General features: G+C 61.1%; 25 protein-coding genes. 9 read left to right on the top strand and 16 right to left on the bottom strand.

Annotated elements, in window-relative coordinates; translation table 11 throughout:
* Positions 1–74 precede the first annotated feature (74 nt).
* The 3 genes from Q0908_RS12365 to Q0908_RS12355 are packed head-to-tail and all read right to left on the bottom strand — an operon-like array spanning position 75 to position 2,946.
* Positions 75–1,244, bottom strand: coding sequence for a phosphopentomutase (locus tag Q0908_RS12365; RefSeq protein WP_299284618.1), 1,170 nt, complete (start codon positions 1,242–1,244; stop codon positions 75–77).
* Positions 1,244–2,551: a thymidine phosphorylase gene (locus Q0908_RS12360; protein ID WP_299284615.1), complete on the bottom strand. Its 1,308-nt coding sequence runs from the start codon at positions 2,549–2,551 to the stop codon at positions 1,244–1,246. The genes Q0908_RS12365 and Q0908_RS12360 overlap by 1 nt, the downstream gene beginning before the upstream one ends.
* The gene (locus tag Q0908_RS12355; protein WP_299284612.1) at positions 2,548–2,946 is read right to left on the bottom strand and encodes a cytidine deaminase; all 399 of its coding nucleotides are present in this window, start codon (positions 2,944–2,946) and stop codon (positions 2,548–2,550) included. The genes Q0908_RS12360 and Q0908_RS12355 overlap by 4 nt, the downstream gene beginning before the upstream one ends.
* 77 nt (positions 2,947–3,023) lie before the next feature.
* Here Q0908_RS12355 and Q0908_RS12350 point away from each other — a divergent pair, with 77 nt between their 5' ends.
* Positions 3,024–3,185, top strand: coding sequence for a hypothetical protein (locus Q0908_RS12350; RefSeq protein ID WP_299284609.1), 162 nt, complete (start codon positions 3,024–3,026; stop codon positions 3,183–3,185).
* A 35-nt stretch (positions 3,186–3,220) separates the two neighbouring features.
* On the opposite strand, the gene Q0908_RS12345 is transcribed toward Q0908_RS12350, so the two are convergent.
* The gene (locus tag Q0908_RS12345; RefSeq protein WP_299284607.1) at positions 3,221–4,306 is read right to left on the bottom strand and encodes a cupin domain-containing protein; all 1,086 of its coding nucleotides are present in this window, start codon (positions 4,304–4,306) and stop codon (positions 3,221–3,223) included.
* 191 nt (positions 4,307–4,497) lie between these two features.
* Between Q0908_RS12345 and Q0908_RS12340 the strand changes: the two genes are divergently transcribed.
* The 3 genes from Q0908_RS12340 to Q0908_RS12330 all read left to right on the top strand — a co-directional run bounded on the left by Q0908_RS12340 (position 4,498) and on the right by Q0908_RS12330 (position 9,275).
* The gene (locus Q0908_RS12340; protein ID WP_299284604.1) at positions 4,498–6,771 is read left to right on the top strand and encodes an NADP-dependent malic enzyme; all 2,274 of its coding nucleotides are present in this window, start codon (positions 4,498–4,500) and stop codon (positions 6,769–6,771) included.
* A gap of 145 nt (positions 6,772–6,916) precedes the next feature.
* Complete coding sequence (locus tag Q0908_RS12335; protein ID WP_299284601.1) at positions 6,917–7,171, top strand: hypothetical protein; 255 nt, start codon at positions 6,917–6,919, stop codon at positions 7,169–7,171.
* 214 nt (positions 7,172–7,385) lie between these two features.
* On the top strand, positions 7,386–9,275 hold the full coding sequence (locus Q0908_RS12330; RefSeq protein ID WP_299284598.1) for an AMP-binding protein: 1,890 nt from the start codon (positions 7,386–7,388) through the stop codon (positions 9,273–9,275).
* 15 nt (positions 9,276–9,290) lie between these two features.
* Here Q0908_RS12330 and Q0908_RS12325 read toward each other — a convergent pair whose 3' ends face one another.
* The 3 genes from Q0908_RS12325 to Q0908_RS12315 all read right to left on the bottom strand — a co-directional run bounded on the left by Q0908_RS12325 (position 9,291) and on the right by Q0908_RS12315 (position 12,464).
* On the bottom strand, positions 9,291–10,460 hold the full coding sequence (locus tag Q0908_RS12325) for a peptidase S41 (RefSeq protein ID WP_299284595.1): 1,170 nt from the start codon (positions 10,458–10,460) through the stop codon (positions 9,291–9,293).
* A gap of 100 nt (positions 10,461–10,560) precedes the next feature.
* Positions 10,561–10,770: a CsbD family protein gene (locus Q0908_RS12320; RefSeq protein ID WP_299284592.1), complete on the bottom strand. Its 210-nt coding sequence runs from the start codon at positions 10,768–10,770 to the stop codon at positions 10,561–10,563.
* Positions 10,771–10,835: 65 nt separating this feature from the next.
* Positions 10,836–12,464, bottom strand: coding sequence for an AMP-binding protein (locus Q0908_RS12315; protein WP_299284589.1), 1,629 nt, complete (start codon positions 12,462–12,464; stop codon positions 10,836–10,838).
* Between the two features lie 107 nt (positions 12,465–12,571).
* Here Q0908_RS12315 and Q0908_RS12310 point away from each other — a divergent pair, with 107 nt between their 5' ends.
* Both Q0908_RS12310 and Q0908_RS12305 read left to right on the top strand, forming a co-directional pair.
* Positions 12,572–13,213, top strand: coding sequence for a Type II secretory pathway, pullulanase PulA (locus tag Q0908_RS12310; protein ID WP_299284586.1), 642 nt, complete (start codon positions 12,572–12,574; stop codon positions 13,211–13,213).
* A gap of 203 nt (positions 13,214–13,416) precedes the next feature.
* Complete coding sequence (locus Q0908_RS12305; protein ID WP_299284583.1) at positions 13,417–14,070, top strand: Hint domain-containing protein; 654 nt, start codon at positions 13,417–13,419, stop codon at positions 14,068–14,070.
* Between the two features lie 318 nt (positions 14,071–14,388).
* Here Q0908_RS12305 and Q0908_RS12300 read toward each other — a convergent pair whose 3' ends face one another.
* The 9 genes from Q0908_RS12300 to Q0908_RS12260 form a co-directional block, all read right to left on the bottom strand.
* A complete protein-coding gene (locus Q0908_RS12300; protein WP_299284580.1) occupies positions 14,389–16,590 on the bottom strand; it encodes a 3-hydroxyacyl-CoA dehydrogenase NAD-binding domain-containing protein in 2,202 nt (733 codons plus the stop codon).
* Between the two features lie 92 nt (positions 16,591–16,682).
* Positions 16,683–17,894 carry an acetyl-CoA C-acetyltransferase gene (locus Q0908_RS12295; RefSeq protein ID WP_299284577.1) on the bottom strand — a complete coding sequence of 404 codons (1,212 nt, stop codon included), beginning with the start codon at positions 17,892–17,894 and terminating at the stop codon, positions 16,683–16,685.
* 105 nt (positions 17,895–17,999) lie between these two features.
* Positions 18,000–18,632 carry a glutathione S-transferase gene (locus Q0908_RS12290; protein ID WP_299284574.1) on the bottom strand — a complete coding sequence of 211 codons (633 nt, stop codon included), beginning with the start codon at positions 18,630–18,632 and terminating at the stop codon, positions 18,000–18,002.
* Between the two features lie 297 nt (positions 18,633–18,929).
* Entirely contained in the window at positions 18,930–20,087 is a 1,158-nt protein-coding gene (locus Q0908_RS12285) for an acyl-CoA dehydrogenase family protein (protein WP_299284571.1), read from the bottom strand.
* A gap of 27 nt (positions 20,088–20,114) precedes the next feature.
* Positions 20,115–20,327, bottom strand: a complete 213-nt coding sequence (locus Q0908_RS12280; protein ID WP_299284568.1) for a hypothetical protein — start codon at positions 20,325–20,327, stop codon at positions 20,115–20,117.
* 48 nt (positions 20,328–20,375) lie between these two features.
* Positions 20,376–22,157 carry an acyl-CoA dehydrogenase C-terminal domain-containing protein gene (locus Q0908_RS12275; RefSeq protein WP_299284565.1) on the bottom strand — a complete coding sequence of 594 codons (1,782 nt, stop codon included), beginning with the start codon at positions 22,155–22,157 and terminating at the stop codon, positions 20,376–20,378.
* Positions 22,158–22,247: 90 nt separating this feature from the next.
* Complete coding sequence (locus tag Q0908_RS12270) at positions 22,248–22,649, bottom strand: MerR family DNA-binding transcriptional regulator (protein ID WP_299284562.1); 402 nt, start codon at positions 22,647–22,649, stop codon at positions 22,248–22,250.
* Between the two features lie 193 nt (positions 22,650–22,842).
* Positions 22,843–23,595, bottom strand: coding sequence for a hypothetical protein (locus tag Q0908_RS12265; protein WP_299284559.1), 753 nt, complete (start codon positions 23,593–23,595; stop codon positions 22,843–22,845).
* 129 nt (positions 23,596–23,724) lie between these two features.
* A complete protein-coding gene (locus Q0908_RS12260) occupies positions 23,725–24,105 on the bottom strand; it encodes a MerR family DNA-binding transcriptional regulator (protein ID WP_299284556.1) in 381 nt (126 codons plus the stop codon).
* 132 nt (positions 24,106–24,237) lie between these two features.
* On the opposite strand from Q0908_RS12260, the gene Q0908_RS12255 reads away from it, so the two are divergent.
* Genes Q0908_RS12255 through Q0908_RS12245 form a run of 3 tightly spaced genes read left to right on the top strand, consistent with a single transcriptional unit; the run spans position 24,238 to position 26,482 of the window.
* On the top strand, positions 24,238–24,666 hold the full coding sequence (locus Q0908_RS12255) for a PaaI family thioesterase (RefSeq protein ID WP_299284553.1): 429 nt from the start codon (positions 24,238–24,240) through the stop codon (positions 24,664–24,666).
* Entirely contained in the window at positions 24,663–25,163 is a 501-nt protein-coding gene (locus tag Q0908_RS12250) for a PaaI family thioesterase (protein ID WP_299284550.1), read from the top strand. Before Q0908_RS12255 ends, Q0908_RS12250 begins: the two co-directional genes overlap by 4 nt.
* A complete protein-coding gene (locus tag Q0908_RS12245; protein WP_299284548.1) occupies positions 25,160–26,482 on the top strand; it encodes an MATE family efflux transporter in 1,323 nt (440 codons plus the stop codon). Before Q0908_RS12250 ends, Q0908_RS12245 begins: the two co-directional genes overlap by 4 nt.
* Positions 26,483–26,529 lie beyond the last annotated feature (47 nt).

Genomic DNA, 26,529 nt, shown 5'->3' with positions numbered 1-26,529 from the left:
CCCCTCAATAGTAACTCCCCGCCTCTGGCGGACGGGCGGAGCCCCTTGAATAAAAGGTGTGCGCCGTCAGGCGCTCATCGGGGTCGAACGCCCAAGTGGCGCGCGACCAGTGCTGCCACATCGATAAAACCCATCAAGCCAAGAGGCGCGCCGCCCCCGCCCGCAACCAGAACCGGCACCCGTTCGCGGGTATGATCGGTGCCAACCCATGTGGGGTCATTGCCGTGATCTGCGGTGATCACCAGCAAATCACCGGGCCGCAAACCCGCGCACAGCGGGCCGAGGGCCCGATCAAACCACTCCAGATGACGGGCATAGCCCGACACATCGCGGCGATGCCCGTAAAGACTGTCAAACTCGACAAAGTTGGCGAATGTCAAGCTGCCCTCCTCCGCTTCGCCAACCAGATCGGACAGGTGCTCCATCAGGGCCGCATCGGTCCCCTCGCGAACCTCGTCAAACCCCTGTTGCGAAAAGATATCCCCGACCTTGCCAATCCCATAGACGCGCGCGCCGCTGTCCTGCACCCAATTGGACAGGATGGGCGCGGGCGGAGTGATGGCAAAATCACGTCGATTGGTGGTCCGCTCAAAAGCCCCCTCCAGCCCCACAAAAGGGCGCGCAATCACGCGTCCGACGCGCATGTCATGCAACACCGGGGCCACCGCACGACACAGATCCAACAGGCGGTCGAGACCAAAGTGGTCTTCATGCGCAGCGATCTGAAACACACTGTCCGCAGAGGTATAGCAAATCGGATAACCCGTCCGGATATGCTCCGCCCCGCACGCTGCCATGATGTCGGTGCCTGAGGCATGACAATTACCCAAAATGCCGTCTACACCGGCAGCCGCACAAACAGCTTCGACGACCTCAGGCGGAAAGGCGGGCTGCGTGTCGGGAAAGTAATGCCAGTCCCACGGCACAGGCACACCCGCCAACTCCCAGTGGCCCGAGGGTGTATCCTTGCCACGGGACTGTTCCGTCGCCGCCCCGAAGGGCCCCGGCGCAACCTGCGCCCCATTGGCCAGCGCCATTGCATCCAGCACACCCATCTCGATCATGTTGGGAATGGCCAGCGGTCCCGAACGTCCATCCTCGGCCTGACCCGCCGCGCAGGCCTCAAGGATATGACCAAGCGTGTTGGCACCGGTATCGGGCACGGTTCCATTGAAATACGCGTCCGCATCCGGGGCACCGCCAATGCCAACCGAGTCGATGACAACCAGAAACGCGCGGCCCATCACCCGACCCGATCTGCGATCAGATCCGGTGTCGGTGTGGCGCGCGGTCCAATCGTGATCGCCGCGCGCAACGCCGCCTCAGCCCGATCCGCATCCGCAGCGCGGGCGGCGTGGATCACCCCAAGCGGCTGGCCGCGACTGACTTTCGTGCCAAGGCGCACAACATCGCGCAGACCCACGGCAGGATTGACCGCGTCGCTTTCGACCGCGCGCCCGCCGCCAAGGTCCACAACAGCCAGACCCAAGGCCTCACCATCCATGGCCGTGATAAACCCCGCGCCTGTGGCGGAAATTTCACGGATCACCGGGGCCTCGGGCAAGAACCGGGCAAAGTTCTCGACAAACTCGACAGGGCCGCCCATGGCCGCAATCATCTGACCAAAACGCTCTGCCGCGCGCCCGTCCGCGATGGCCTGCGCAATCGCGTCCGCTCCGGCCTGCACATCTGCAGCCAAGCCACCATTGGCCAGCAACACACCGCCAAGAGAGGCGCAGATTTCAACCAGTGGCCCTTTGGTCTGCCCGGTCAGGACGGCCATCACCTCAGCCACCTCAAGCGCGTTGCCAAGGGCAGGGGCGAGCGGTTGGCTCATATCCGTGATCAGGGCCGTGGTCTTGCACCCGGCGGCATTGGCCGTCTTGACCAGCGCATCGGCAAGGCCGCGCGCCTCGTCCATATCCTTCATGAACGCGCCCGAGCCGACCTTGACATCCAGCACCAGCCCATCGAGCCCCGCCGCCAGCTTTTTGGACAGGATCGAGGCGGTGATAAGATCAAGGCTTTCGACCGTCGCTGTCACATCGCGCACCGCATAAAGCCGCTTGTCAGCGGGCGCGATGTCCGAAGTGGCGCCGATGATGGCACAGCCCGCGCGGCCCATCACATCGCGCAACCGACGCTCATCAAGATGGGAGATCACACCCGGAATGGAGTCGAGCTTGTCGAGCGTGCCGCCGGTATGGCCCAGACCCCGCCCAGAGATCATCGGGACATAGGCCCCGCAGGCGGCCAAAGCGGGGGCGAGGATCAGGCTCACACAATCGCCCACGCCGCCGGTCGAATGCTTGTCCAGCACGGGGCCGGGCAGATCCCAGTCCAGCACCCGGCCACTGTCGCGCATCGCTAATGTCAGGGCCACGCGGCCTACATCGCCCAACCCGTTCAGGCAGACTGCCATTGCAAAGGCCCCGGCCTGCGCATCGGTGACGGACCCATCGGCCAGCCCCTGGGCAAACCAGTTCAATTCGTCCCGGGTAGGGGTCTGACGCTGACGCAGCTTTGCAATGATGGCGCGGGCGTTGTTCATGCATCACCCTCCATATGAGCCGCACCAAACGCACCGGGCAGCAGTTCGGCCAATGTCATCACCTGCTCCAGCCCGCCCGTGGTGGCCATGGTCACGCGCACATCGCCCGCCCCGAACTCGGCCAGCTTCTGACGGCACCCGCCGCACGGGGTCACCGGCATCGGACTGCCCGCCACCACGTAAACCTCGGTAATCTCGCGCACCCCATCAGCCACCATTGCGGCAATGGCACCGGCTTCGGCACAGGTTCCCTCGGGATAGGCGACGTTTTCGACATTGCACCCGGCATAGATTGCACCCGAAGGCGTGCGGATCGCCGCCCCGACCTGAAAATTGGAATAGGGGGCGTGCGCGTTTTCCCGCACCGCCAATGCTGCCGCTTTCAACTCTTGCATGATGCGCCCTCACTTCGGAACTTTGACCCTAGCCAAGCGTTCGAATCTTGACCACCGCATAATGAAAGGAAGGCCAGATGTCCGATACGACCCAATCCTCGATGCTGATCAAATCCCCTGCGGACGCCCCCGAAGTCAATGGCGATCCGGACGGCGAAATGACCGAACGCACCGCCGCTGAACTGCGCGACCTGTGCGAACGCAAGGGCGAAGAGTTCGACACCGCCCTGACCGAATGACAGGCGCGCGAGCGGATCGCGGCCTTGAAAGACGACTAAAGCAACGTCGTCGCAAATACTCCGGGCAACGAGACTTCCAGCAGTTCCACGTCGTCGGATGGCTCGGTATACCGCACGGCCATGCCCGGCGGGATGACGAAGGCATCGCCCGGGGACAGCGCGACCGGATCACGGCCCGCCGCCTCAAGCGTCAGCGTGCCCTCCATCACGAAAGTGAACAGGATGTCGCCGTCATGGCTAGAGGTCGCAACGGGGCCAGTTGTGCGGCGCGCCACCTGTACACCAGCGACCCCATTCGTGCCCGCAGCAATGCCGGTGTCGCTCGCCTCAAAGCCGGGAATGCGAAATGGGGTCCAGGTCGCTTCCGACGCCTTGTGATGCACAAACCGTTGCCCCTGAAACCGACGATCCGGGTTGGAGGGGCCGTTGGGCAGCTCCATGTCGTGATCAATCGTCGTGATATGTTCAGCCGGCACGCCAATCTCGATCACCTCGATATTGTCACTGGCAAAAAGGACCCGGTGGCGGATCTCGGGCGGTTGGATCACGCAACAGCCCGCTTCAAGCCGAAACGGCTCCCCCTGATCCTCATAGACAAGATCAACCCAGCCCCGATAACAAAAGATCAGCTGAAACCCGACGGTGTGATAATGCACCGTGTCGGGCACAGGGCCCCCATCGGGAATGCGGATGTGGCTGGCAATGATCGACCCGCCAAGGCGATCCGGGATCAGGTCACGATAGTGCATGCCCGCGCGTCCAATCACCCAAGGGGCCTGATCGGCCAATCGGCGCACCACAAAGCTGTGCGCGGTCTCGGGCATCACCAGCGGCGGGGTCAGCAGGTCAATCTCGACCCTTGTGCCATTGGGGGCATGCAGCACGCGCGCACCATCGGCAAATGCGTTCGGTGCATCGGTCAAGATGCGCAATGTGCCCGCAGGCTCGCGCGCACCCGTATCAAGGCGCAACCGCAAGCCATGGCCTGAAAACACCGCCACCTGTGGGTCATCAGCTGGATAGATCATGTCCATCCGCATCCCCAAAACAGAGGTGAAAAACGCAATGTCATCGCGCAGCGTCGTGCTGGGCAAGCGTATCTCGGCCCGCGTCTCGCTCATCGGCAGATCCCTTCAATTTTGCCAACTAAACTCTGGGGGAATTGCGAATGCAATGGGGGCAAAGCCCCCCGAAACATCGCGTGCGCGGCAGCGTTCCTTCGGATCACGATTTGCGGCGATTGACCAAAGGTCAATTGGCGACCTGCCCAAAACAGTTTAACGCTAAACCAAATACCCAAGAAGGGGACCACATGTCTGACCAATCAAATCTGCGCCAGGCGGCGCTGGATTATCACGAGTTCCCCAAGCCGGGTAAATTGGAAATACGCGCCACCAAGCCAATGGCCAACGGGCGCGATCTTGCGCGTGCCTATTCACCGGGCGTGGCCGAAGCCTGCCTCGAGATCAAAGAGGACCCGGCCAACGCCGCACGCTTTACCGCGCGGGGCAATCTGGTGGCAGTGGTGTCCAACGGGTCGGCGGTTCTGGGGCTTGGCAATATCGGCGCATTGGCCTCAAAACCGGTGATGGAGGGCAAGGCGGTCCTGTTCAAGAAATTCGCCTCGATCGATTGCTTTGACATCGAAGTGAACGAAACCGATCCCGAAAAGCTGGCCGACATCGTCTGCGCACTCGAACCCACCTTCGGGGCCATCAACCTCGAAGACATCAAGGCGCCTGACTGTTTTGTGGTCGAAAAACTCTGCCGCGAGCGAATGAACATCCCCGTCTTTCATGACGATCAGCACGGCACGGCGATCGTGGTCGGGGCCGCGGTCAAGAACGCACTGCACGTGGCGAACAAATCTTTCGAGGACATCAAGATCGTCTCGACCGGCGGCGGCGCGGCGGGCATTGCCTGCCTCAACATGCTGTTGAAACTGGGGGTTAAGCGCGAAAACGTCTGGCTGTGCGACATTCACGGTTTGGTCTATGAGGGCCGCGAGATCGACATGAACGTGGCCAAGGCGGCCTTCGCTCAACCCACCGACAAGCGCACGCTGGATGACGTGATCGAGGGGGCCGACCTGTTTCTGGGCCTGTCCGGTCCGGGCGTGCTGTCCCAAGACAACGTCGCCAAGATGAGTAAGCAGCCCATTATCTTTGCGCTGGCCAATCCGACGCCTGAAATCCTGCCCGATCTCGCGCGAGAGGTCGCCCCGGATGCGATCATTGCGACGGGCCGCAGCGATTTTCCCAATCAGGTCAACAACGTGCTTTGTTTCCCGTTCATTTTTCGCGGCGCGCTGGATGTGGGGGCCACAACCATCAATGACGAAATGCAACTGGCCTGCATCGATGGCATCGCGGCCCTGGCGCGCGAAACCACAAGTGCCGAAGCTGCCGCTGCCTATCAGGGCGAGCAACTGACCTTTGGCCCCGACTACCTCATCCCCAAGCCGTTCGATCCGCGCCTTGTCAGCATTGTCAGTTCAGCCGTGGCCAAGGCGGCGATGGACACCGGGGTGGCGACGCGTCCCATAGAAGACCTCGAAGCCTATAAAACCCGGCTCGACAGTTCGGTGTTCAAATCCGCGCTGCTGATGCGGCCCGTGTTCGCCGCTGCCCGCGCCAAGGCGCGTCGCATCGTCTTTGCCGAGGGTGAGGACGAGCGGGTGTTGCGCGCCGCGCAGGCCATGGTCGAGGAAACCACCGAACGTCCCATCCTGATCGGACGCCCCGAGGTGATCGAGGCGCGCATCGCGCGTGCGGGCCTTACGATCAAACTGGGTGACACGGTCGATCTGGTGAACCCCGAGAACGACCCGCGCTATCGCGACTACTGGGAGACCTATCACGAATTGATGTGCCGTCAGGGCGTCACGCCCGATCTGGCGCGCGCCATCATGCGCACCAACACCACCGCCATCGGTGCGGTCATGGTCCACCGCGAAGAGGCCGATAGCCTGATCTGCGGTACATTCGGCGAGTTCCGCTGGCATCTGAATTACATCACGCAAGTTCTGGGCCGTGACGGGCATCACCCGGTCGGTGCGCTGTCGATGATGATCCTCGAGGACGGTCCGTTGTTCGTGACTGACACGCAGGTCCATCTGCATCCCACACCGGAAGAGATCGCCGAGATCGCGGTGGGTGCTGCCCGCCACGTGCGCCGCTTCGGGGTTCAGCCGCAGATCGCCTTCTGTTCGCAATCGCAGTTCGGCAATCAGGGGGACGGGTCTGGCTGGCGTCTGCGCGAGGCGATCCGCCTTCTGGACGCGCAGGGCCATGATTTCTGTTATGAGGGCGAAATGAACATCGACACCGCCCTTGACCCCGAACTGCGCGCGCGGCTGTTCCCCGGGAACCGAATGCAGGGCGCGGCCAATGTGCTGGTCTTTGCCCATGCCGACGCGGCCTCCGGCGTGCGCAACATCCTCAAGATGAAGGGCGGCGGCCTCGAGGTGGGTCCGATCCTGATGGGCATGGGCAACCGCGCGCATATCGTGTCGCCCTCGATCACGGCGCGGGGTTTGCTGAACATGTCGGCGGTCGCAGGCACACCGGTGGCACATTACGGCTAGTATGTAGCCCGGGTCAGGCCGAGGCGGGGGCAGTGCCCCGTCAAGCCACATCGTCCTGGGGTTTTTGTGATAGAGACGCTGAGCGGGCCGTGCCATCTGCCGCTTGCGTACTACTTGTTTGGCAACCAATTCTTGAGGACCGTCCATGAAAGCTTTCATCAGCCTATGTGCCGCATTTATCCTGGCGGGATGTGCGGACACTGTGAACCAGAGCAGCGGCACGATCACGGATCGTGGTCGCACCTACGACACGGTCACCCGCACCTTTCAGCGCAGCGATGGCAGCACCTACAGCCGCACAACCATCTATGTCGGGGCCGAACGTGTGACCTGCCGTGCCGGGGATCGCCGCGATTGCCAGACTGCATTGATTGACACCTACAACCGGGATCGCGACTGAGGCTTTGCAAATCGCGTAAGCTGGCTTTGCAAACTTTGTCCCGATTTCCAGATTTATGCGTAATGCGTGCCAGTTTGAAAAGTTTTGCAGGTCCATGCCGTGGATATTTGCAAATTTCTGCACCCAAGCGGGATGACAGTCCCCACGCCCTCTTGCCCGGAGGCATTGCGGCGGCGTACCCCTTGTCACACGGTTTGGGACGGAGGAGAACGTCGTGGGATATCGCGCGGAATATGACAGCTGGAAGGCGAACCCCGAAGGGTGGTGGATGCAGGCCGCTGAGGCCATCGACTGGATCGTACCCCCGACCCAAGCGCTGTTTGAGCGCGGCGATCACATCTATGAGTGGTTCGCGGATGCGCAGGTCAACACCTGCTGGAACGCTGTAGACCGCCATGTCGAGGCGGGTCATGGCAACCGCATCGCCATCATTCATGACAGCCCGATCACCGGCACCTCGGCCAAGATCACGTACGCCGAATTGCAGACCCAGGTGGCCGCGCTTGCAGGTGCCCTTCAGGCGCACGACGTCGGCCTTGGCGATCGGGTCATCATCTATATGCCCATGGTGCCCGAGGCGCTTGTAGCGATGCTCGCCTGTGCCCGTTTGGGTGCTGTCCATTCGGTGGTGTTTGGCGGCTTTGCGGCCAACGAGTTGGCAGTGCGCATTGATGACTGCACCCCCAAGGCCATCATCGCCGCCTCCTGCGGGGTCGAGCCGGGGCGTGTGGTGGCCTATAAACCGCTACTCGACGGGGCCATCGAGATGGCCGATCACAGCCCCGAGGTCTGTCTCATTCTGCAACGTGAGCAGGCCCCTTGCGATCTGGGCCCGCGCGATGTGGACTGGCATGCCGCCCAAAAGGGTGTGACCCCTGCCGATTGCGCGCCCGTGCGTGGCGATCATCCGGCCTATATCCTTTATACATCCGGCACGACCGGTGCCCCCAAGGGTGTTGTCCGCCCCACGGCGGGCCATCTGGTTGCGCTGAACTGGACGATGAAGAATATCTATCAGGTCGATCCGGGCGAAGTGTTCTGGGCCGCCTCGGACGTAGGGTGGGTCGTGGGCCATTCCTATATCTGCTATGCCCCGCTGATCCACGGCAATACCACCGTCGTGTTTGAGGGCAAGCCCGTGGGCACGCCCGACGCGGGCACCTTCTGGCGGGTGATCGAAGAACATGACGTGAAATCGTTCTTTACCGCACCCACGGCCATCCGCGCCGTCAAACGCGAAGACCCCAAGGGGATCGAGCGCGCCAAATATGACCTGTCGGGTCTACGCGCCCTGTACCTTGCGGGCGAACGGGCGGATCCCGACACTATCGAATGGGCGCAGGATAAGCTGGGTGTGCCTGTCTATGACCACTGGTGGCAGACCGAGACGGGCTATACCATCGCGGGCAATCCGGCGGGGCTTGAGGCGCTGCCGGTCAAGGTCGGCTCGCCTACGGTCGCGATGCCGGGCTATGACGTGCAGATCCTTGACGATGCGGGTCACCCCGTCGCGGTCGGAGAGTTGGGGGCCATCGCCATCAAACTGCCCTTGCCACCCGGCACCTTGCCGACGTTGTGGAATGCCGAAGCGCGGTTCAAATCATCCTACCTCAACACCTTCCCCGGTTATTACGAGACCGGCGATGCGGGGATGATGGACGAGGACGGCTACCTTTATATCATGGCGCGCACGGATGACGTGATCAATGTGGCGGGTCACCGGCTTTCGACCGGTGCGATGGAAGAAGTTCTGGCCGGACATCCCGACGTCGCCGAATGCGCGGTCGTTGGCGTTTCGGATGCCCTCAAAGGGCAGTCCCCTTTGGGCTTGTTGTGCCTGACCACGGGCGTGAACCGCCCCCATGGTGAGATTGTGGCCGAATGCGTGCAACGGGTGCGCGAGCAGATCGGGCCGGTTGCGGCCTTCAAACAGGCCGTAGTCGTGGATCGGCTGCCAAAGACCCGCTCGGGCAAGATCCTGCGCGCCACGGTCGTCAAGATCGCCGACAATCAGGACTTCAAGATGCCCGCAACGATTGATGATCCGGCAATCCTGGACGAGATCAAGGTGGCGCTGCAAAGCATTGGCTACGCGAAAGGGTAAGCGCTCAGGCTTGCGTCAAAGCAATGCGCTCAGCGCGGCTTCAAACTGAGGATCGCGACCATGGCGCTTGTGTGTGGCAGAGATGTCGACCGTCACATCGGGGGTCAGACCGCCTACTCCGACGAGGTGCTGTGCAATTATATCGGGGGTTGAGGGGTGGGCGGTTCCGGTTTGCCAGTCATGAAAGGCGTCGGAATAGCGGATCATCGCACCCGTGTCAGGCAAGTCCTGCAAGCCACCTTCGGCAAAGAACTGTAGATTATCGCCCATACCTTCACCGATAATGGTCAATCGGTCGGCCAATGCGTGTTTGAGAAGGGCGACAAAAACGATACCGGCCGAGAAGGTGAATTTGTCCGTCAGCACGGCGCACCGCTTCCCCCGCCATTGGGTCTTGAGGGCCTCGACAAAGGGGAGGCTCCATAGAAACGACCCACCCGGGTTGCCCCGTACGTCCACGACCCAATCGTGATCGGGGTGTTTGGTGATGGACTGCACAGCGCGCGCCACGTCCGCCTCAAGCGTATGTTCTCGGGTGTCAATGAAATCCGGGAACGCGATATAGGTCACATCGGATGGCATCGTCCTGTGGCAGATCGGATTTTTCTCGCTGGCCTGCAGCTGCCCCTGCTCGAAATAGGGGTACAGGTCTTGACCTGGAACCAGATCGTGCTGGACCATTGTCACGGTTTTCTGGGTGCTGTCGGTGGGCTGGAATGTGTACGTCACATCCCTGCCTTGCCGAACGACTTCGACCGCGTTCAGCGCGGCTGGCCACGCCAGTAAAAGAGCCCCGATCACGCGTTGTCGTTGCATATTTCCGGCCAGATACGGTTCAAATCGGGCAAAGACATCCTCGATGGCGACATCGTTGATGGCCACAAGCGGCATGTCCTGACAGGCCTGATAGACGCTTGGTGCCGCTGTCAGATAAATGCCTGACCCCAAAGCGACAAACCGAACGGGATGGATGCGAATGGCGGCATTGGGGACAAGACGGGTGTGGCCGTTCCTGGTCAGGGCGAGACTGCGCATGGCGGTCAGCAGGAAGGCGTCGTGCGGCAGGTTTGCGTTGTTTAGCGTTTGCAAACTGTCTGCGACCCGGAGCCGGTCCAAACCGGCAAACGACAGATCGCGCCCTAGAACGATGTCCTTGATCAGATCAATGTCGCGCTCAAATACCATGGGACGACCCTAAAGACGGCGGGCCGGAAGGTCGATCTGTCAGACAAATAAAAAACGCCGCAGCTCGGGGGTGCTGCGGCGTTTTCATAACACGGTCGCTTTAGAACTTTGCTTTTTGTTCCGCCACGAACGCGTCGATCTGTTTTTCGGCTTCGTCTTTGGCGATGCCATAGCGTTCCTGGATCTTGCCAGCCAGCATCTCGCGGTCGCCTTCGGCCTCTTGCAGGTCATCGTCGGTCAACTCGCCCCATTTGGCTTTGGCCGAGCCTGTCACCTGTTTCCAGTTGCCTTTGATCGTGTCCCAATTCATGTCGTATCCTCTCAAGCTAATGCTGTCGGAATATCAACGGCTGGAACGCGGATCGGTTCCGGGGTTCATAAGGTTTTAGCGAATTTCCGCAGCTCGAATTTCTGGATCTTGCCGGTCGAGGTTTTGGGCAGTTCCTGAAAGACGACCTGCTTGGGTGCTTTGAACCCCGCCAGCGTTTCGCGCGCAAAGGCGATCAGGTCCGCCTCGGTCGGCGATGTGCCGGGTTTGAGTTCCACGAAAGCGCAGGGCACCTCGCCCCATTTCTCGTCGGGCTTCGCCACCACAGCCGCCAGGTTCACGTCCGGGTGGCCCATCAGGACCCCCTCGACCTCGACGGAGGAGATGTTTTCGCCGCCCGATATGATGATGTCCTTGGCCCGATCCGCGATCTGGATGTAGCCGTCATCGTGCTGGATCGCGATATCGCCGGAATGGAAATAGCCACCCTTGAAGGCCTCAGCAGTCGCTTCTGGGTTTTTTAAATAGCCCTTCATCACCGAATTGCCGCGGATCATGATCTCGCCTTGGGTGGTGGCGTCCATCGGCACCTGAGCCATGTCCGCGTCCATCACCGTGATATGTTCCATCATCGGAAAGGCGACACCCTGGCGCGCCTTGATCGCGGCCTTGTCCGCCTGGGCCAGTTCGTCCCAATCCGCGCCCCGCCAGACGCATTCGGTCACGTGGCCATAGGTTTCGGTCAGCCCGTAGACCTGCGTAACGTTGAACCCGAGCGCCTCGACCTTCGCCAGCGTGGCGGGGGCAGGGGGTGCCCCGGCAGTAAACACCTCGACCACATGGTCAAAGGGGCGGCGTTCAGCCTCATCCGCGTTGACCAGCATGTTCAGCACGATGGGCGCGCCGCCGAAATGGGTGACACCATGATCCGCGATGGCGTCATAGATCGGCTTGGCGGCAATGTCGCGGCAACAGACCAGCGTGCCGCCGATCACGGGCATCATCCACGTGTGGTTCCACCCGTTGCAGTGAAACAGCGGCACAATCGCCATGAAGACCGGGTGCAACTGCATCCGCCACGAGATCACCGTGCCCATCGTCATAAGATACGCGCCGCGGTGGTGATAGACGACGCCCTTGGGCCGCCCCGTCGTGCCGGAGGTGTAGTTGAGCGCGAGGCTTTCCCATTCATCTTCGGGCATGTGCCAGTTGAAATCCGGGTCGGCGGCGGACAGCACCGTCTCGTATTCAGGATGCCGCCCCGTTGCGGGCCAGCCGTGCGCGGCATCGGCCACTTCGATGATGAGGGGGTGCGCGCCGTCCATCTTCTCGATCGCCGCTTCAGCCAGATCGAGGAATTGGGGATCGCACAGCACCACCTTCGCCTCGCCGTGATCAAAGATGTAGGCGACCGTATCCACGTCCAGACGGGTGTTGATCGTGTTCAGCACCGCGCCGCAGGCCGGCACGCCGAAATGCGCCTCGGCCTGTGCGGGCAGGTTCGGGATCAAGGTGGCGACGACATCGCCCGGCTTCACGCCCATACCCGCAAGCAGTGACGCCAGCCGCGTGCAGCGGTCATAATACTCGGCGTATGTGACCCGGTGGTCGCCATAGATGACAGCGGTGTGGTTGGCAAAGACATGCGCGGCCCGCGCCAGATGCGACAGCGGCGTCAACGCCACATAGTTGGCGGCTGTTTTGTCGAGCCCGGTTTCGTCTGACATCCACCCCATGACGTGGCCTCCCTGCTGCGTCGTCTTGAGGCAAAGTTATGGCGAGGGCGGTTCGAAATGGGAAGGGGTGGATGGACGTCTGCGCGACAGCGGCTAGGGTGTGCCACATGATCCTGAGCACCGGCCGGTCCTATATCTTTGTCCATGCCCCCAAGACGGGTGGCACCGCCATGGCGCTGGCGCTCGAGGGGCGGGCGATGAAGGATGACATTATGCTCGGGGACACGCCCAAGGCGCTGAAGCGGCGCAAGCGCGTGGCGGATGTGCAGACGCGGGGGCGGCTGTGGAAACACTCAACCCTTGCGGACATTGATGGGCTGGTGCCGACGCTGGACGGGCTGTTCGCCTTTACGCTGGTGCGCAACCCTTGGGACCGGATGGTCAGCTACTATCACTGGCTGCGCGATCAGACCTTTGACCACCCGGCGGTGGCCTTGGCGGCCCAGATGCCATTTTCTGACTTTGCCTGCGCAGGCCAGGTGCGCGCATCCCTCCAGGCGAGCCCCGCGCGGCACTACATGACAGATGCCAGCGGGGCCGAGCGCTGCAATCTCTATATCCGGCTTGAGGCTTTGGACACCGATGCGGCCCCGCTGTGGGATCACCTTGGCTTTGAGCTGGAGATCGGGCGCGCCAATGCGTCCGTGCGCGATGCGGATTATCGGACCTATTACACGGATCAGGCGCGGGCGGCTGTTGCCATATCCTGCGCTGAAGACATCGACAGATTCGGCTACACATTCGAGTGAAGTTCGCGCCATGCGCGCAATTCGCTGCTCATTGTCGTCAAATTTGCCTCAAATGCGCGCTAATGGGATCATTGTTACCACGTCCCGGAACAATGCCTCATTTGTGCCCAGATCAGGACCGATCTGCGCCCCGAGAATCACCCCAGATGAAGACATCAAAGCAACCGGCGCATGAGAGGCGTCGCACCATGGGGATGGATGAGATGTTTGGATGGAAAGGCAAAGGCAAAAGCGCACCGCAGCGGATGGCCGAAACGTCGGCTGCATGGGATGGCGGTCTAATGACGACACGCGGTTTGCTGGCGGGCACACGGGTGGCCACATCGATGGGCTGGCGCGGTGTTGAGGCATTGGCCCCCGGCGATCTGGTCCTGACCTTTGATGCGGGCGCGCAACCCGTGGTTGAAGTGCGCCGCGATACGTTCTGGGCCGCTGATGCGATGGTGCCTGCCGCCTACGCCTCGGTCCACGTCCCTGCTGGTGCGCTTGGCAACGGCCAGGACGTGGAACTGCTGCCTGACCAAGGCGTCCTGATCGAAACCGACGCTGCCTGCGACGCCATGGGCGATCCTTTTGCTGTGGTCGCCGCCAAGACCCTCGACGGCTTTCGTGGCATCACCCGGGTCGCGCCGCGCACTCAGGTCGAAGTCATCACATTGGTCTTTGCACAGGAACAGGTAATCTATGCCGAAGGTGGCGCGCTGCTGCATTGCCCACCTGCGCAAATCCAGCTGTGTCAGATGGGGGCCATGAATGGCGCTTACGAGGTTGTGCCCGCCCGCGACGCCGCATTTCTGGTTGAGTGCATGATGGTCGAAGACAAGATGGGAACCAGCACCCTTTACACCTCTGCCTGACTGGGAGGGCGCGCGTACCTGGAGGGCCGCGCCTTACCCTTTTTCGCTATGGTTCGGTATCACCGCGATGTCGGACCTTTGCCCGTCATTGCCCATTACGGGACCGCTGGAACCAAGCCGTTGATCCGCACTGCTGATCCCTGCATCCCGCCGGCTTTACGTGCCCATGTCCCCGCCCCCCGAAACTGTCCGACTTTCCCGGCTGGATTTACGTGCTGCGTGATGCGTATGACTTCTATCTGCGCATGATCATGGATCGTGTCCCGCAAGGCCGGGTGATGGAGAAAGGGCCCCGCGTTTGCGAGGCCCCATGTTTGTTTATGCAGCGGCTGCGGCGTCTTTCGGGCCGAACCGACCATAGAAGCTCTGGTTCTTTTCGGCCATCTCGCGCAGCAGGTCGGGGCACTTGAACCGCTCGCCATACTTCGCCTCGAGCTGGTCACAGCGTTCGGCCGCATAGGGCGTGCCGATGATGTCGAGCCATGACAGCGGCCCGCCGGACCACGGGGCAAAACCCCAGCCCAGGATCGCGCCCACATCCCCTTCGCGAATGTCCATCAGCACGCCTTCTTCCAGCGCACGGACCGCTTCGAGGACTTGGCTGAACAGCAGGCGATGCTGCACCTCCGTCACTTCGGGTTGATCGTCGGCGAGCGGGTATTTCTCGTTTAGACCATCCCAGAGGCCGATGCGCTTGCCCTTGTCATCGTATTGGTAAAAGCCCGCGTTGGCCTTGCGACCCAGACGGCCCTCCTCCTCAAGCCAGAAGATCAGATCGTCGGCCCCTGATTTCGGGTAATCGTCGCCCATCGCGGCCATCGTCGCGCGTGCGATCTTGGCACCAAGGTCGATGGCCGTCTCATCCGTCAGTTGCAGCGGGCCGAGGGGCATTCCGACCAGCTTGGCCGCGTTCTCGATCAGCGCAGGTTCAACCCCTTCCGTGACCATCCGCGCACCTTCGTTGACGTAAGGAATGATGCAGCGGTTGGCATAGAAGAAGCGCGCGTCGTTGACAACGATGGGCGTTTTGCGGATCTGGCGCACGTAATCCAGCGCCTTGGCCACGGCCCGGTCGCCGGTGTTGGCGCCCTTGATGATCTCGACCAGCAGCATCTTTTCGACCGGAGAGAAGAAGTGGATGCCGATGAACTGGTCCTGATTTTTGCTCGCCTTGGCGAGTTCCGAAATCGGCAGGGTCGAGGTGTTGGAGGCAAAGATGCAGTCGTCGGGAATGATCGCCTCGACCTTCTGTGTGATCTCGGCTTTGATCTTGGGGTCCTCGAACACGGCCTCGATAATCAGATCACACCCCTTGAGTGCATCCAGATCAGGGGTGGCGGTGATCTGCGCCAACAGCTTGTCGCCCTTTTCCTGCGTGGTCTTGCCGCGCTTGATCCCGCCTTCGACATATTTGGCTGTGTAGGCTTTGCCCTTGTCCGCCGCCTCCTGATCGCGGTCGATCAGGACGACCTCGATACCGGCTTGAGCCGAGACCAGCGCGATGCCCGCGCCCATCAGACCCGCACCCAACACGCCGAGTTTCTTGACGCGCTGATCCGGGACACCTTCGGGGCGCACCGCGCCTTTTTCCAGTGCTTCCTTGTTCAGGAACAGCGAGCGGATCATGGCACCGGACGAGGGGTTCATCAGGATGTTTGTGAACCAGCGCGCCTCGATCTTGAGGGCGGTGTCGAATGGCACAAGCGCACCTTCATAGACGGCACTCAGCAGCGCCTTGGCCGCAGGATAGACGCCTTGGGTCTTGCCGTTGACCATAGCCGCAGCCCCCACGAAGGTCATGAAACCGGCAGGGTGGTAGGGCGCGCCGCCGGGCATTTTGTAGCCCTTGGCATCCCATGGTTTCAGGATGTCAGCGTCTGTCGCGGACAGCACCCACTCACGCGCGGCGGCGACCGGATCATCGACGACTTCATCGACCAAAACGCCCTTGGCCTTGTCGGGCGACAGCATCTTGCCCTCAAGCAATAGGGGCGATGCGGCCATCGCACCCAGTTTGCGCACAAGGCGTGTCGTGCCACCCGCGCCGGGGAAGATCCCAACCATGATTTCGGGTAGGCCAACCTTGGCCTTGGGGTTGTTGGCCATAAAGATGCGGTGCGTGGCCAATGGCAACTCCAGCCCGATGCCAGCCGCGGTGCCGGGCAGGGCGGCGGCAACAGGCTTGCCGCCCTTGTTGGTCTTGGGGTCCATGCCAGCGCGTTCGATCTTGCGCAGCAGGCCGTGCATTTTCATCGTGCCTTCGAACAGGCCCTTGGCAGGCTCATCGCCTGCATCTTCCTTCATCTTGGCGAGCAGGTTGAGGTCCATGCCGCCTGCGAATGTGTCCTTGCCAGAGGTGATAACGATGCCTTTGACGGCGTCATCGCCTAGGGCGTCGTCCACGAGGTCGCTCAGCGTTTCGAGCCCTTCGAACGACATGACGTTCATGGACTTGCCGGCCACATCCCACGTGATCGTGGCAATGCCGTCGGCGTCCTTTTGCATGGTGAAATCGGTCATCAGTGATCTCCCTTCTTGAGAGTGATATTTATAGTCAGGCTATCGATGCGAGGGGCGACGTGCGCAGTGTTCTGTGCACGCCGCGCACGGTCTCAGACCCGCTCGATAATGGTGGCGGCACCCATGCCCGAAGCGATGCACAAGGTGGCAAGGCCAACCTCTTTGTCCGCACGCTCCATCTCGTCCAGCAATGTGCCGATGATCATGGCACCGGTCGCGCCGAGGGGGTGACCCATCGCGATGGACCCGCCGTTCACGTTTACCTTGTCGTGGTCCACATCGAAGGCCTGCATGAAGCGCAGCACGACGGAGGCAAAAGCCTCGTTTACCTCGAACAGGTCGATGTCCTTGATGTCCATGCCGTGATCCTTGAGGATTTTTTCGGTGACGGGCACCGGGCCGGTCAGCATGATGGTGGGGTCGGTCCCGATCTTGGCGGTGGCGCGGATGCGGGCGCGGGGTTTGAGGCCCCATTTTTCGCCAAATTCCTTGTTGCCGATCAACACAGCGGCTGAGCCGTCCACGATACCGGACGAGTTGCCCGCATGGTGGATGTGGTTGATCTTCTCAAGGTGGGGGTATTTCATCAGCGCGACCTTGTCGAACCCGGGCATGACTTCGCCCATGGCCTGAAAGGCGGGGTTCAGGCTACCCAAGGATTGCATATCGGTTTGGGGACGCATGTATTCGTCATGGTCCAGAATGGTCAGGCCGTTCACGTCCTTGATCTCGATCACGGACTTGGCAAAGCGGTTGTCGTCCCAAGCAGCCTTGGCGCGCTGCTGGGACGCTACGGCAAGCTGGTCGGCATCATCGCGGCTAAATCCATATTCGGTGGCGATGATGTCAGCGCTGATGCCTTGGGGGACAAAATATGTGTCCATCGCAATCGAAGGGTCCGCAGCAATGGCCGCCCCGTCGCTGCCCATGGCCACCCGGCCCATCATTTCGACGCCACCTGCGATATAAGCCTCACCTGCGCCGCCGCGCACTTGGTTGGCAGCGAGGTTCACCGCTTCCATACCCGAGGCGCAAAAGCGGTTGATGGCGAGGCCCGGAATGCGTTGATCAAGATCCGAAGCCAGCACGGCGGAGCGGGCCAGACAGCCGCCCTGTTCCATGACTTGGGTGACATTGCCCCAGATCACATCCTCGACCGCGTGACCATCAAGGTTGTTGCGCTCTTTGATCGCGTTGAGGGTTTGGGCGGACAGACGAAGTGCAGTGACTTCGTGCAGTGCGCCGTCTTTGCGGCCCTTGCCACGGGGTGTGCGCAGCGCGTCATAGATATAGGCTTCGGTCATGGAGATTGTCCTTTTGCCAGAGGCGGTCAGTGTCTTTGTCTGTCTATCAGTTGGGGTGGACCGGTCGGTCTATTCAAGAGTGACGTTGCGACCGATCACGTAAACTTAGGCACGGTCGGCGGGTGAGCCGGGCATGAGGTCGTAGGGGGCCTTCCAGCCTGGCAGGTTCGAGATGTTCGTGAGCCAGCGGTCGATATTGGGCCAGTCCGCACGATCAAACCCAAACGGCTCAGGATAGTAGAGGTAGCCACAGCAACTCAGGTCCGCATTTGTGAGGCTGTCGCCCACGATCCAGTCGCGCGCTTCAAGATGGGCGTTCAGGATGGTATAGGCCCCTTTGAGTCGCCCGAGGTTGAAGTCGATAACCGGTTGAGGGCGTTTGTCCTCGGGCAGGAAGTTCATCAGAAACCGGGTGACGCCGGCCATGGATGACAGTTTGTGATTGTCCCACAACACCCATCGGAGCACTTCGTATTTATCGTCTCCGGTGCCGCCGTGTTTGCCGGATTTGTCGCTGATATATTGCTGGATGACGCCGGATTGGCTGATCCGTTTATCGCCATCGACCAGCAGGGGGGCCTCACCCATGGGGTTCAGCGCACGATACTCATCGCTGCGCGCCGCACCGCCGAAGAAATCGACAAAGACCGGCTCCCAATCCAGACCCGAGAGTTCGAGTGCGAGCGCCGCCTTGTAGGAATTACCGCTTTCACCAAAGCAATGCAGTTTGAGGGTCATGATATTGGGCCTTTTTGAATATGGGGTAGGGCAGGACCGGGGGTTTCACACCCCCGGACCCCCGTGCGGTTTATCTGGCGAAATGAAGATGATCCCTTTTACACCCTGTTAAGGTTAATGCGGATATGAACGAAGGGCATGGCAGGCTGCGGAGCTGAGCCATGTGCGAAGTGAAGCCCCGCTTTTCTGGCCTCGGTGTATCGCCGCCCGTGAAAAGCGGGGTGGATCCCAACTTCATTTCGCCAATTAAACCGCCCCCGGAGGGTCGGTCTGCAACTTTGTCTGCGCTGTGAAAGCTCAAAACGCCCTCGCAATCAGCTCTTTCATGATCTCGTTGGTGCCACCGTAAATCCGCTGCACACGTGCATCTGTCCACATCCCACCGATATCATAATCCTGCGTGAACCCGTATCCGCCATGCAGTTGCAGGCATTCGTCGAGAACCCAGGCCTGTGTATCGCTGGTCCAGTATTTGCACATCGCGGCCTTGTCGACGGTCAGTTCACCGCGCAAATGCTCGGCCATGCACTCATCAAAAAAGGCGCGGCTGACCATGGTTTTGGTCTTGGCCTCTGCCAGTTTGAAGCGCGTGTTCTGGAATTGCATGATCGGCCCGCCAAAGGCCTCGCGCTCCTTACAGTAGGCGATCGTGCGGTCCACCGCACCTTCCATCGCGCCCACTGCGGAGCAGGCGATGATCAGCCGCTCCTGCGGGAGTTGCTGCATGAGTTGGTAGAACCCTTGCCCCTCGGTCCCTCCAAGGATGTTCTCAGGCGGGATTTCGACATTGTCGAAGAATAATTCGGACGTGTCCGAGGCGTGCATGCCGATCTTGTCGAGGTTGCGTCCCCGTTCGAACCCGGCCGCGCCTTCGGTCTCCAGAACCACCAGAGACACACCTTTGGAGCCTTCCTCCGGGTTGGTCTTGGCCGCCACCACGATCAGATTGGCGTGTTGGCCGTTGGTGATAAAGGTCTTGGACCCGGTCAACCGATAGGCGTTGCCATCCTTGATCGCGCGCGTCTTGATGGCCTGTACGTCCGACCCGGTCGAGGGTTCGGTCATCGCCAAGGCACCCACCATTTCGCCCGACACCATCTTGGGCAGCCAGCGCTGTTTCTGATCCTCGGTGCCGTAATTCAGGATGTAATGCGCGACGATGCCGGAATGGATGCCGTGGCCCCAACTGGCCAGATTGGCGCGCGCACCTTCGATCAGGATGGCCGCCTCGTGGCCAAAATCACCGCCTGCCCCGCCATATTCCTCGGGGATGGAGGGACAGAGCAGACCGAGTTCACCCGCCTGCTGCCAGGTCTCGCGGTCCATCTCGCCCTGCTTGCGCCAGCGTTCAAAATGCGGTGCCCATTCGTTGGTGATGAATTGCGCCGTCATGTCGGCAATCATCTGGTGTTCATCACTCATCCAGCCCTGCGGGCCGTGATCGAGATCCTTCATATCTTTCCTCCCTGAAAGATGTGGTGATCAGCGTTTGCGCGCCTCCAGTTCCGCATTGAACAGGCGCATGCGGGCCGTCAGGTTTTCCTCATTGGTCACACTGTCGAAATTCTCGAACAAAAACGACAGCGCCTCGCCCTCATCAAGGCCCGCTTCGGATGCAAACCGCTTGAGGCGGCGATAGCCGTCTTCGGTCATGGCGACCGGAAAACGGCGGGTGAGACGAAAGCGTTTGGGCATAATCCGACCTGATAACGTAAGGCGGGGGTGTCCCCCGCCTCACCGAGTTTAGAAGTTTGCCGCGTCCAGCGCCATCACCGTGTCACCGCCCGTCTGGATGCGGGTCAGGTGCAGGGCCGTGGCGGGCAGTTGGCGCGCCATGTAGTAGCGCCCGGTCGCAAGCTTGGTTTCGTAGAACTCGGTGTCCGAAGTGCCGCCATCCAGCGCCGCCCTGGCCGCCTTGCCCATGCGGGCCCACATCAGGCCAAGGCAGACATGGCCGAACATGTGCATGAAGTCATTTGACCCCGACAGCGCATTGTTAGGATTGCTCATCCCTTGCTGCATGAAATACATGCCCGCCGCCTGCAGATCCTTGGACGCTGCCTTGAGCGGGTCGAGGAACTCCTTGTCGAACGCTTCGTCCTGACCGGCATTGTCCTTGATGAAGGATTTCACCAGCTCGAAGAAGGCCATCACGTGCTTGCCGCCGTCCTGCGCCAGCTTGCGGCCCACGAGGTCGAGCGCCTGAACGCCGTTCGCCCCTTCGTAGATCATCGCGATCCGGGCGTCGCGGGTGTATTGCGACATGCCCCATTCCTCGATGTAGCCATGCCCGCCATAGACCTGTTGGGCCTTGATGGTCATGTCATAGCCCACATCCGTCAGGAAGCCTTTGATGATGGGCGTCAGCAGCGACACGATCCCGTCCGCGTCCTTGTCCTCACCACGGTGGGCGGCGTCGATCATGGTAGCCGACCACAGGATGAAGGCGCGCGCGCCCTCGGCAAAGGATTTCTGATCCATCAGCGAGCGGCGGATATCGGGGTGCACGATCAGCGGATCGGCTGGCCCTTCGGGGTTCTTCACACCGGTCACGTCACGGCCCTGAAGGCGGTCCTTGGCATACTCAAGCGCGTTCTGATAGGCGACTTCGGCCTGGCTCAGGCCTTGCATGCCGACACCGATGCGCGCTTCGTTCATCATGGTGAACATGGCGCGCATGCCCTTGTGCTCTTGACCGATCAAATAGCCGACCGCGTCGTCATAGTTCATCACGCAGGTCGAGTTGCCGTGAATGCCCATCTTCTCTTCGATGTTGCCCACGGCCACACCGTTCCGGGCCCCAAGCGAGCCGTCTTCGTTCACGAGGAACTTGGGCACAATGAACAGGGACACGCCCTTGATGCCCTCGGGGCCGCCAACGATCTTGGCCAGCACGAGGTGGATGATGTTGTCGGACATGTCGTGCTCACCGGCGGAGATAAAGATCTTCTGGCCGGAGATTTTGAAGGTGCCGTCGTCCTGCGGTTCGGCCTTGGTGCGCATCAGGCCCAGATCGGTGCCGCAATGTGGCTCGGTCAGGTTCATGGTGCCGGTCCATTCGCACGACACCATCTTGGGCAAATATGTCTCTTTCTGCTCTTGCGAACCGTGCGCCAGAATGGCCGAAGCCGCGCCGTGGGTAAGGCCCTGATACATGGTAAAGGCCATGTTGGCGGAAGAGAACATCTCGCCCACGGCGGTGCCGATCACGTAGGGCATGTTCTGGCCGCCGAACTCTTCTGGCATGTCCAGACCCGGCCAGCCGCCTTCCTTGACCTGCTCGAATGCGTCCTTGAACCCGGTAGGGGTGTAGACGACACCGTTTTCCAAACGGCAGCCTTCCTTGTCGCCCACGACATTCAGCGGCGCGAGGACATCGGCTGTCAACTTGCCCGCTTCTTCAAGAACGGCAGAGGTGAAATCGGCCTCAAGCTCATCATAGCCGGGAATGCCGGCCTCTGTGACGTTCAGGACGTCATGCAGGATGAATTGCATGTCTTTCGTTGGAGGTGTGTAGCTGGGCATCGTGTCATTCTCCCTAAGTGCTGCGGCACATGTCTGGCCGCGTATCCCGTCATCGCCACATGTCCATGGCGCAGTTTATCGCGCTGCCGCTTACTCGGCAGCGTTTTTGGTTGTGCTCATCGAAGCGAGCATTTTTTCGCCCCATTTGAGCTGGTTTCTGAGGTCATCGATGGCCTCGGTCAGTTCGTTGCGTTGTGCTTCCATGTCCGACAGGCGGTCACGGGCAATTTCATAGGTGCGGGCCAGCTGGGTTTGTTGCTGGTCGCCCATGTCATAAAGATCCAGCAGTTGGCGGATTTGTTCGAGGCTGAAGCCAAACCGTTTGCCACGCAGGATCAGCTTGAGCCGCGCGCGGTCGCGTTTGGTAAACAGCCGCTTTTGGCCTTCTCGGATCGGGAACAGCAGTTCCTTGGCTTCGTAAAATCTCAGAGTCCGGGGGGTGACGTCGAATGCGTCACACATCTCGCGGATCGTTGCTGTCTTATCGGTCATCGGATTTCTCGCTATCGCCGTTACGACCACGACATGGGGCAGCGTGGGATTCGTTGCAACCAGACTATGACGTTGACGTAAGTTGTACGTCACGTAACTTTCAAGGTTGACGTGTTTGTGAAGTACGTCAAGCGGCAGTGGGGCTTTGTCCGGCCCGCGCTCAGGCACTGATTGGTCTCAAAGCCCCGCCTGACTATGGCCGCGAGATCGCGTCCCCGCCGGGTGGTACTGCGGTCGTTTGTGTCCACATATGATCCAGCGAATCCACTTTTTCGGGGCAAATTGAGGCGGCATGCGTCCAATAGCGCCCGGATTCCACGAAATACCCCAACTCTGCCTCGCGCTGCTTGGCGCGGTGGAAGGCATCCGCATCAAACTGAGGTGTGGCCATGATCCCCGCCGTCGCCTCGCTGAGGGTGATCGTCGGAAACAACAGGCGGCTGGCCCCGCGCGGAGCGCGCAGGCAGGCACAGCCCTGTTGGGCGGCATGGGCCATCAGCCGTGCGGATTTGGCCTCAAGGTTGCGCAAGGTAACGTCATCGCGCAGCGGGTCGGCTGTGCCGGTGCCATAAAAATGGGCGCGGCCCGAAGTTGGGTAGACCATGTCGCAGCCGTAAAATACCAGTGCGGTGGGGTTCAGCGCTGCAAGGGCCCAGTATCCTGCCGAAAAGGCCATGGTGCCGCCCGCATAAACAACGCCGCCATAGTGATTGTTGGCGGGCACATAGTCGGCGGCCCCTATGGACGACTGGCCGGGGGCCAGATGTGGCGGCTTGCGTGCGTCGGGAAAGTCATCGGGTGAGATGTGGTAATCCCAGTCCGCACGCACCCGCCATGCGTTGTTGATCACCACGATTGCAGAGAACAGCGCCTTGGGCAGGCCGCGGGCCTCGACCACATTGGGCGCACTGCCAAGGATCAGCACCGTTTTGGCACCTGTCGTCATACCAAGGCCACCCTTTACGCTGATCTGGTTCCTGTTAGGGTGTAGGTCGCCGCGCCATGGGGTCAATTGCAGGTCTGTCTTTTGATGGAGTTAGGGCCCCGTGTCGCGAAGGAGCCGACTGGCGAGCGCTCAGGCGTCCGCGCTCGTGATCTGATCGGCGACGCTGTCGCGCAGGTTCTGCAACTCTTTGCGGGCCTCGTCGAGCTGGGCGCGCTGTTCGTCCAGTTCCTTGAGCTGACCGTCTGCCAGAGTGATCCACGCGCGCATCTGCGCCTCGGTGCCTTCGCGTTCGTAGATCATCAGCCATTGGCGAATATCTTCGAGTTGAAAGCCGAATTTGCGCCCCCGCAGGATCAGCTTCATCCGCGCACATTCACGTGCGCCGTAAAACCGGGATCGCCCTTCGCGATCGGGGTGCAGCAACTCGATATATTCGTAATACCGCAGCGTACGCGGCGTCACATCAAAGCGCGCGCACATCTCTTTGAAGCTCAAGCGGTCGTCTGCCATAGCCAATCTTTCTCCAACCCTGACCAAAAGCCTACGGCGCGCACGCCCCAAGAGCAACAGCCGCCTTGCCCCCAAGCAGGTGCGCGCCCATAACGTGATAACGAACACCAAGAAACAGACAAGGCAGGGTGTATGTCCGACCCAGACAAGCTGAAATTGGCCCGCCAGTTTATCGAAGCCATCCCTCATTCGCGCGATCTGGGCATGACCCTGACAGAGATGCAGGATGGTGTGGCCGTGATCACCATGCCCTTTGATGACCGTCTGATCGGCGACCCCGAAACCGGCGTGATCAGCGGTGGTGCGGTGTCGGCGCTGATGGATACCTGCTGCGGCGCGGCCGTCATGAGCCATCCCTCGAACATGGGCGGAACCGCGACGCTGGATCTGCGCATCGACTACATGCGCGCCGCCACGCCCGGCCAGGCGATTACCACCCGGGCCGAGTGTTACCACGTCACCCGTTCGGTGGCGTTTGTACGCGCGACCGCCTCGGACGAGGACACGGACAACCCGGTCGCCACCGCCACGGGCGCCTTTACCGTGGAGGGCAAGCGATGAAGAAACCCGAACCCGTTCAGGTCGTCAAACAGCGCCGCGATGCGGCCCTGCATGCGTTGGTCGATCACGTGCCTTACATCAAATATCTGGGGCTGAGTTTTGATCGGCGCGGAGATGAGTTGACGGGCGTGTTGCCCTTTGACGAAAAGCTGATCGGCAATCCGCTGCTGCCCGCCTTGCATGGTGGGGTGACGGCGGCCTTTCTTGAGGTGACGGCGATCATCACCTTGTCGTGGTCGTACCTGTGGGAAGATATCGAAAGCGGCAGTCTCGATTTCGACATCGGGGGCGAGATCAAGCTGCCCCGCCTGCCCAAGACGGTGGATTTCTCCGTCGATTATCTGCGCTCGGGTCTGCCACGCGATGCTTATGCCCGCGCCCGGATCAACCGGTCTGGTCGCCGCTATGCCTCGGTGCATGTGGAGGGCTGGCAGGACAACCGCGACAAGCTCTTCGCGCAGGCCACAGGGCATTTCGTAATGCCGCAGCGTCGGTGAGCACGGACGCCCCACCTGCGCCGCTGACCCATCGGCGGGTGCTGAAGATCGCGCTGCCGATTGTTTTATCCAATGCGACGGTGCCGATTTTGGGCGCGGTCGATGTGGGGGTCGTCGGCCAGATGGGCGAGGCGGCTCCGATTGGTGCGGTTGCGATGGGTTCCATCATCCTGACGACCGTGTTCTGGATTTTCGGCTTTTTGCGGATGGGCACCGTCAGCCTTGTCGGGCAGGCCGCGGGGGCGGGGGATGAGGCCGAAGTCAGCGCGTGGCTGACGCGCGCGCTGATGGTGGCTGGGGCTGCGGGCGTTGCGCTTATCGCGCTGCAGACTCTGATCTTTTGGGCCGCATTTCAGTTGTCACCCGCCAGTGGTGAGGTGGAAAGCCTCGCGCGCAGTTACCTCGCCATTCGCATCTGGACGGCGCCTGCGGCGATTTCGATCTATGCGCTGACCGGCTGGCTTGTCGCGATGGAGCGTACGGGGGCTGTGTTCTGGATTCAATTGCTGATGAACGGGCTGAACATCGCGTTGAATTTTGTTTTTGTACTTGGCTTTGGCTGGGGCGTGGACGGTGTGGCCGTTGCAACGGTGATTGCGGAACTCACCGGCGCGGCCTTGGGTCTGTGGTTCTGTCGCGCGGCGTTTCAGCATGTGGCCTGGCGCGACTGGCCGCGCATTTTCGAGCGCGCAAAACTGGTGCGTATGGCGCTCTTGAACAGCGATATCCTGCTACGCTCGGCTATGCTGATGATCATCTTTTCGTCCTTCGTGTTCATCGGGGCGCGGTTTGGCGATGTCACGCTGGCGGCAAACGAGGTGTTGATCCAGTTCATGTATATCACCGCCTATGCGATGGACGGGTTCGCCTTTGCGGCTGAAACGTTGATCGCGCGCGCCTATGGGCGACGCGACCCGACCCGGGTACGCCGCTCGGCCGTCATGACAAGCATGTGGGGCATGGTTGTCTGCGCCACGACGGCCTTTGCATTCTTGCTGGCGGGCCCGTGGCTGATCGATGTCATGGCCAAGGATGCCGCCGTACAGGTCGAGGCGCGCGCATATTTGTGGTGGATGGTGACCGCCCCCCTTGTCGGCTGTGCGGCCTGGATGCTGGACGGGATCTTCATCGGGGCGGGTAGGGGCCGTGACATGCGCAACATGATGGCGCTGTCATTCATCATCTACTGGGCGGCCATTTTCACCTTGCTGCCGATCATGGGCAATCACGGACTTTGGGCGGCGCTGCTCGTGTCGTTCATCGCCCGTGGGGTGACGTTGGGCGCGCGTTATCCGGCGCTTGAGCGTGGCGCGGTCTGAGAACCGGGGCGCTGCCCCAGACCCCGGAATTTATTTGGCAGGATGAA

The sequence above is a fragment of the uncultured Tateyamaria sp. genome, assembly GCF_947494755.1.
Lineage (GTDB): Bacteria > Pseudomonadota > Alphaproteobacteria > Rhodobacterales > Rhodobacteraceae > Tateyamaria.
Note: the sequence above shows the minus strand (reverse complement) of the source record. Positions and strands in the feature narration are given on the sequence as shown.

Excerpts from the sequence above, each read along its gene's own strand:
- Q0908_RS12365 (WP_299284618.1), bottom strand. The coding sequence starts at position 1,244 with ATGGGCCGCGCGTTTCTGGTTGTCATCGACTCGGTTGGCATTGGCGGT.
- Q0908_RS12360 (WP_299284615.1), bottom strand. The coding sequence starts at position 2,551 with ATGAACAACGCCCGCGCCATCATTGCAAAGCTGCGTCAGCGTCAGACC.
- Q0908_RS12355 (WP_299284612.1), bottom strand. The coding sequence starts at position 2,946 with ATGCAAGAGTTGAAAGCGGCAGCATTGGCGGTGCGGGAAAACGCGCAC.
- Q0908_RS12350 (WP_299284609.1), top strand. The coding sequence starts at position 3,024 with ATGTCCGATACGACCCAATCCTCGATGCTGATCAAATCCCCTGCGGAC.
- Q0908_RS12345 (WP_299284607.1), bottom strand. The coding sequence starts at position 4,306 with ATGAGCGAGACGCGGGCCGAGATACGCTTGCCCAGCACGACGCTGCGC.
- Q0908_RS12340 (WP_299284604.1), top strand. The coding sequence starts at position 4,498 with ATGTCTGACCAATCAAATCTGCGCCAGGCGGCGCTGGATTATCACGAG.
- Q0908_RS12335 (WP_299284601.1), top strand. The coding sequence starts at position 6,917 with ATGAAAGCTTTCATCAGCCTATGTGCCGCATTTATCCTGGCGGGATGT.
- Q0908_RS12325 (WP_299284595.1), bottom strand. The coding sequence starts at position 10,460 with ATGGTATTTGAGCGCGACATTGATCTGATCAAGGACATCGTTCTAGGG.
- Q0908_RS12320 (WP_299284592.1), bottom strand. The coding sequence starts at position 10,770 with ATGAATTGGGACACGATCAAAGGCAACTGGAAACAGGTGACAGGCTCG.
- Q0908_RS12315 (WP_299284589.1), bottom strand. The coding sequence starts at position 12,464 with ATGGGGTGGATGTCAGACGAAACCGGGCTCGACAAAACAGCCGCCAAC.
- Q0908_RS12310 (WP_299284586.1), top strand. The coding sequence starts at position 12,572 with ATGATCCTGAGCACCGGCCGGTCCTATATCTTTGTCCATGCCCCCAAG.
- Q0908_RS12305 (WP_299284583.1), top strand. The coding sequence starts at position 13,417 with ATGTTTGGATGGAAAGGCAAAGGCAAAAGCGCACCGCAGCGGATGGCC.
- Q0908_RS12300 (WP_299284580.1), bottom strand. The coding sequence starts at position 16,590 with ATGACCGATTTCACCATGCAAAAGGACGCCGACGGCATTGCCACGATC.
- Q0908_RS12295 (WP_299284577.1), bottom strand. The coding sequence starts at position 17,894 with ATGACCGAAGCCTATATCTATGACGCGCTGCGCACACCCCGTGGCAAG.
- Q0908_RS12290 (WP_299284574.1), bottom strand. The coding sequence starts at position 18,632 with ATGACCCTCAAACTGCATTGCTTTGGTGAAAGCGGTAATTCCTACAAG.
- Q0908_RS12285 (WP_299284571.1), bottom strand. The coding sequence starts at position 20,087 with ATGAAGGATCTCGATCACGGCCCGCAGGGCTGGATGAGTGATGAACAC.
- Q0908_RS12280 (WP_299284568.1), bottom strand. The coding sequence starts at position 20,327 with ATGCCCAAACGCTTTCGTCTCACCCGCCGTTTTCCGGTCGCCATGACC.
- Q0908_RS12275 (WP_299284565.1), bottom strand. The coding sequence starts at position 22,157 with ATGCCCAGCTACACACCTCCAACGAAAGACATGCAATTCATCCTGCAT.
- Q0908_RS12270 (WP_299284562.1), bottom strand. The coding sequence starts at position 22,649 with ATGACCGATAAGACAGCAACGATCCGCGAGATGTGTGACGCATTCGAC.
- Q0908_RS12265 (WP_299284559.1), bottom strand. The coding sequence starts at position 23,595 with ATGACGACAGGTGCCAAAACGGTGCTGATCCTTGGCAGTGCGCCCAAT.
- Q0908_RS12260 (WP_299284556.1), bottom strand. The coding sequence starts at position 24,105 with ATGGCAGACGACCGCTTGAGCTTCAAAGAGATGTGCGCGCGCTTTGAT.
- Q0908_RS12255 (WP_299284553.1), top strand. The coding sequence starts at position 24,238 with ATGTCCGACCCAGACAAGCTGAAATTGGCCCGCCAGTTTATCGAAGCC.
- Q0908_RS12250 (WP_299284550.1), top strand. The coding sequence starts at position 24,663 with ATGAAGAAACCCGAACCCGTTCAGGTCGTCAAACAGCGCCGCGATGCG.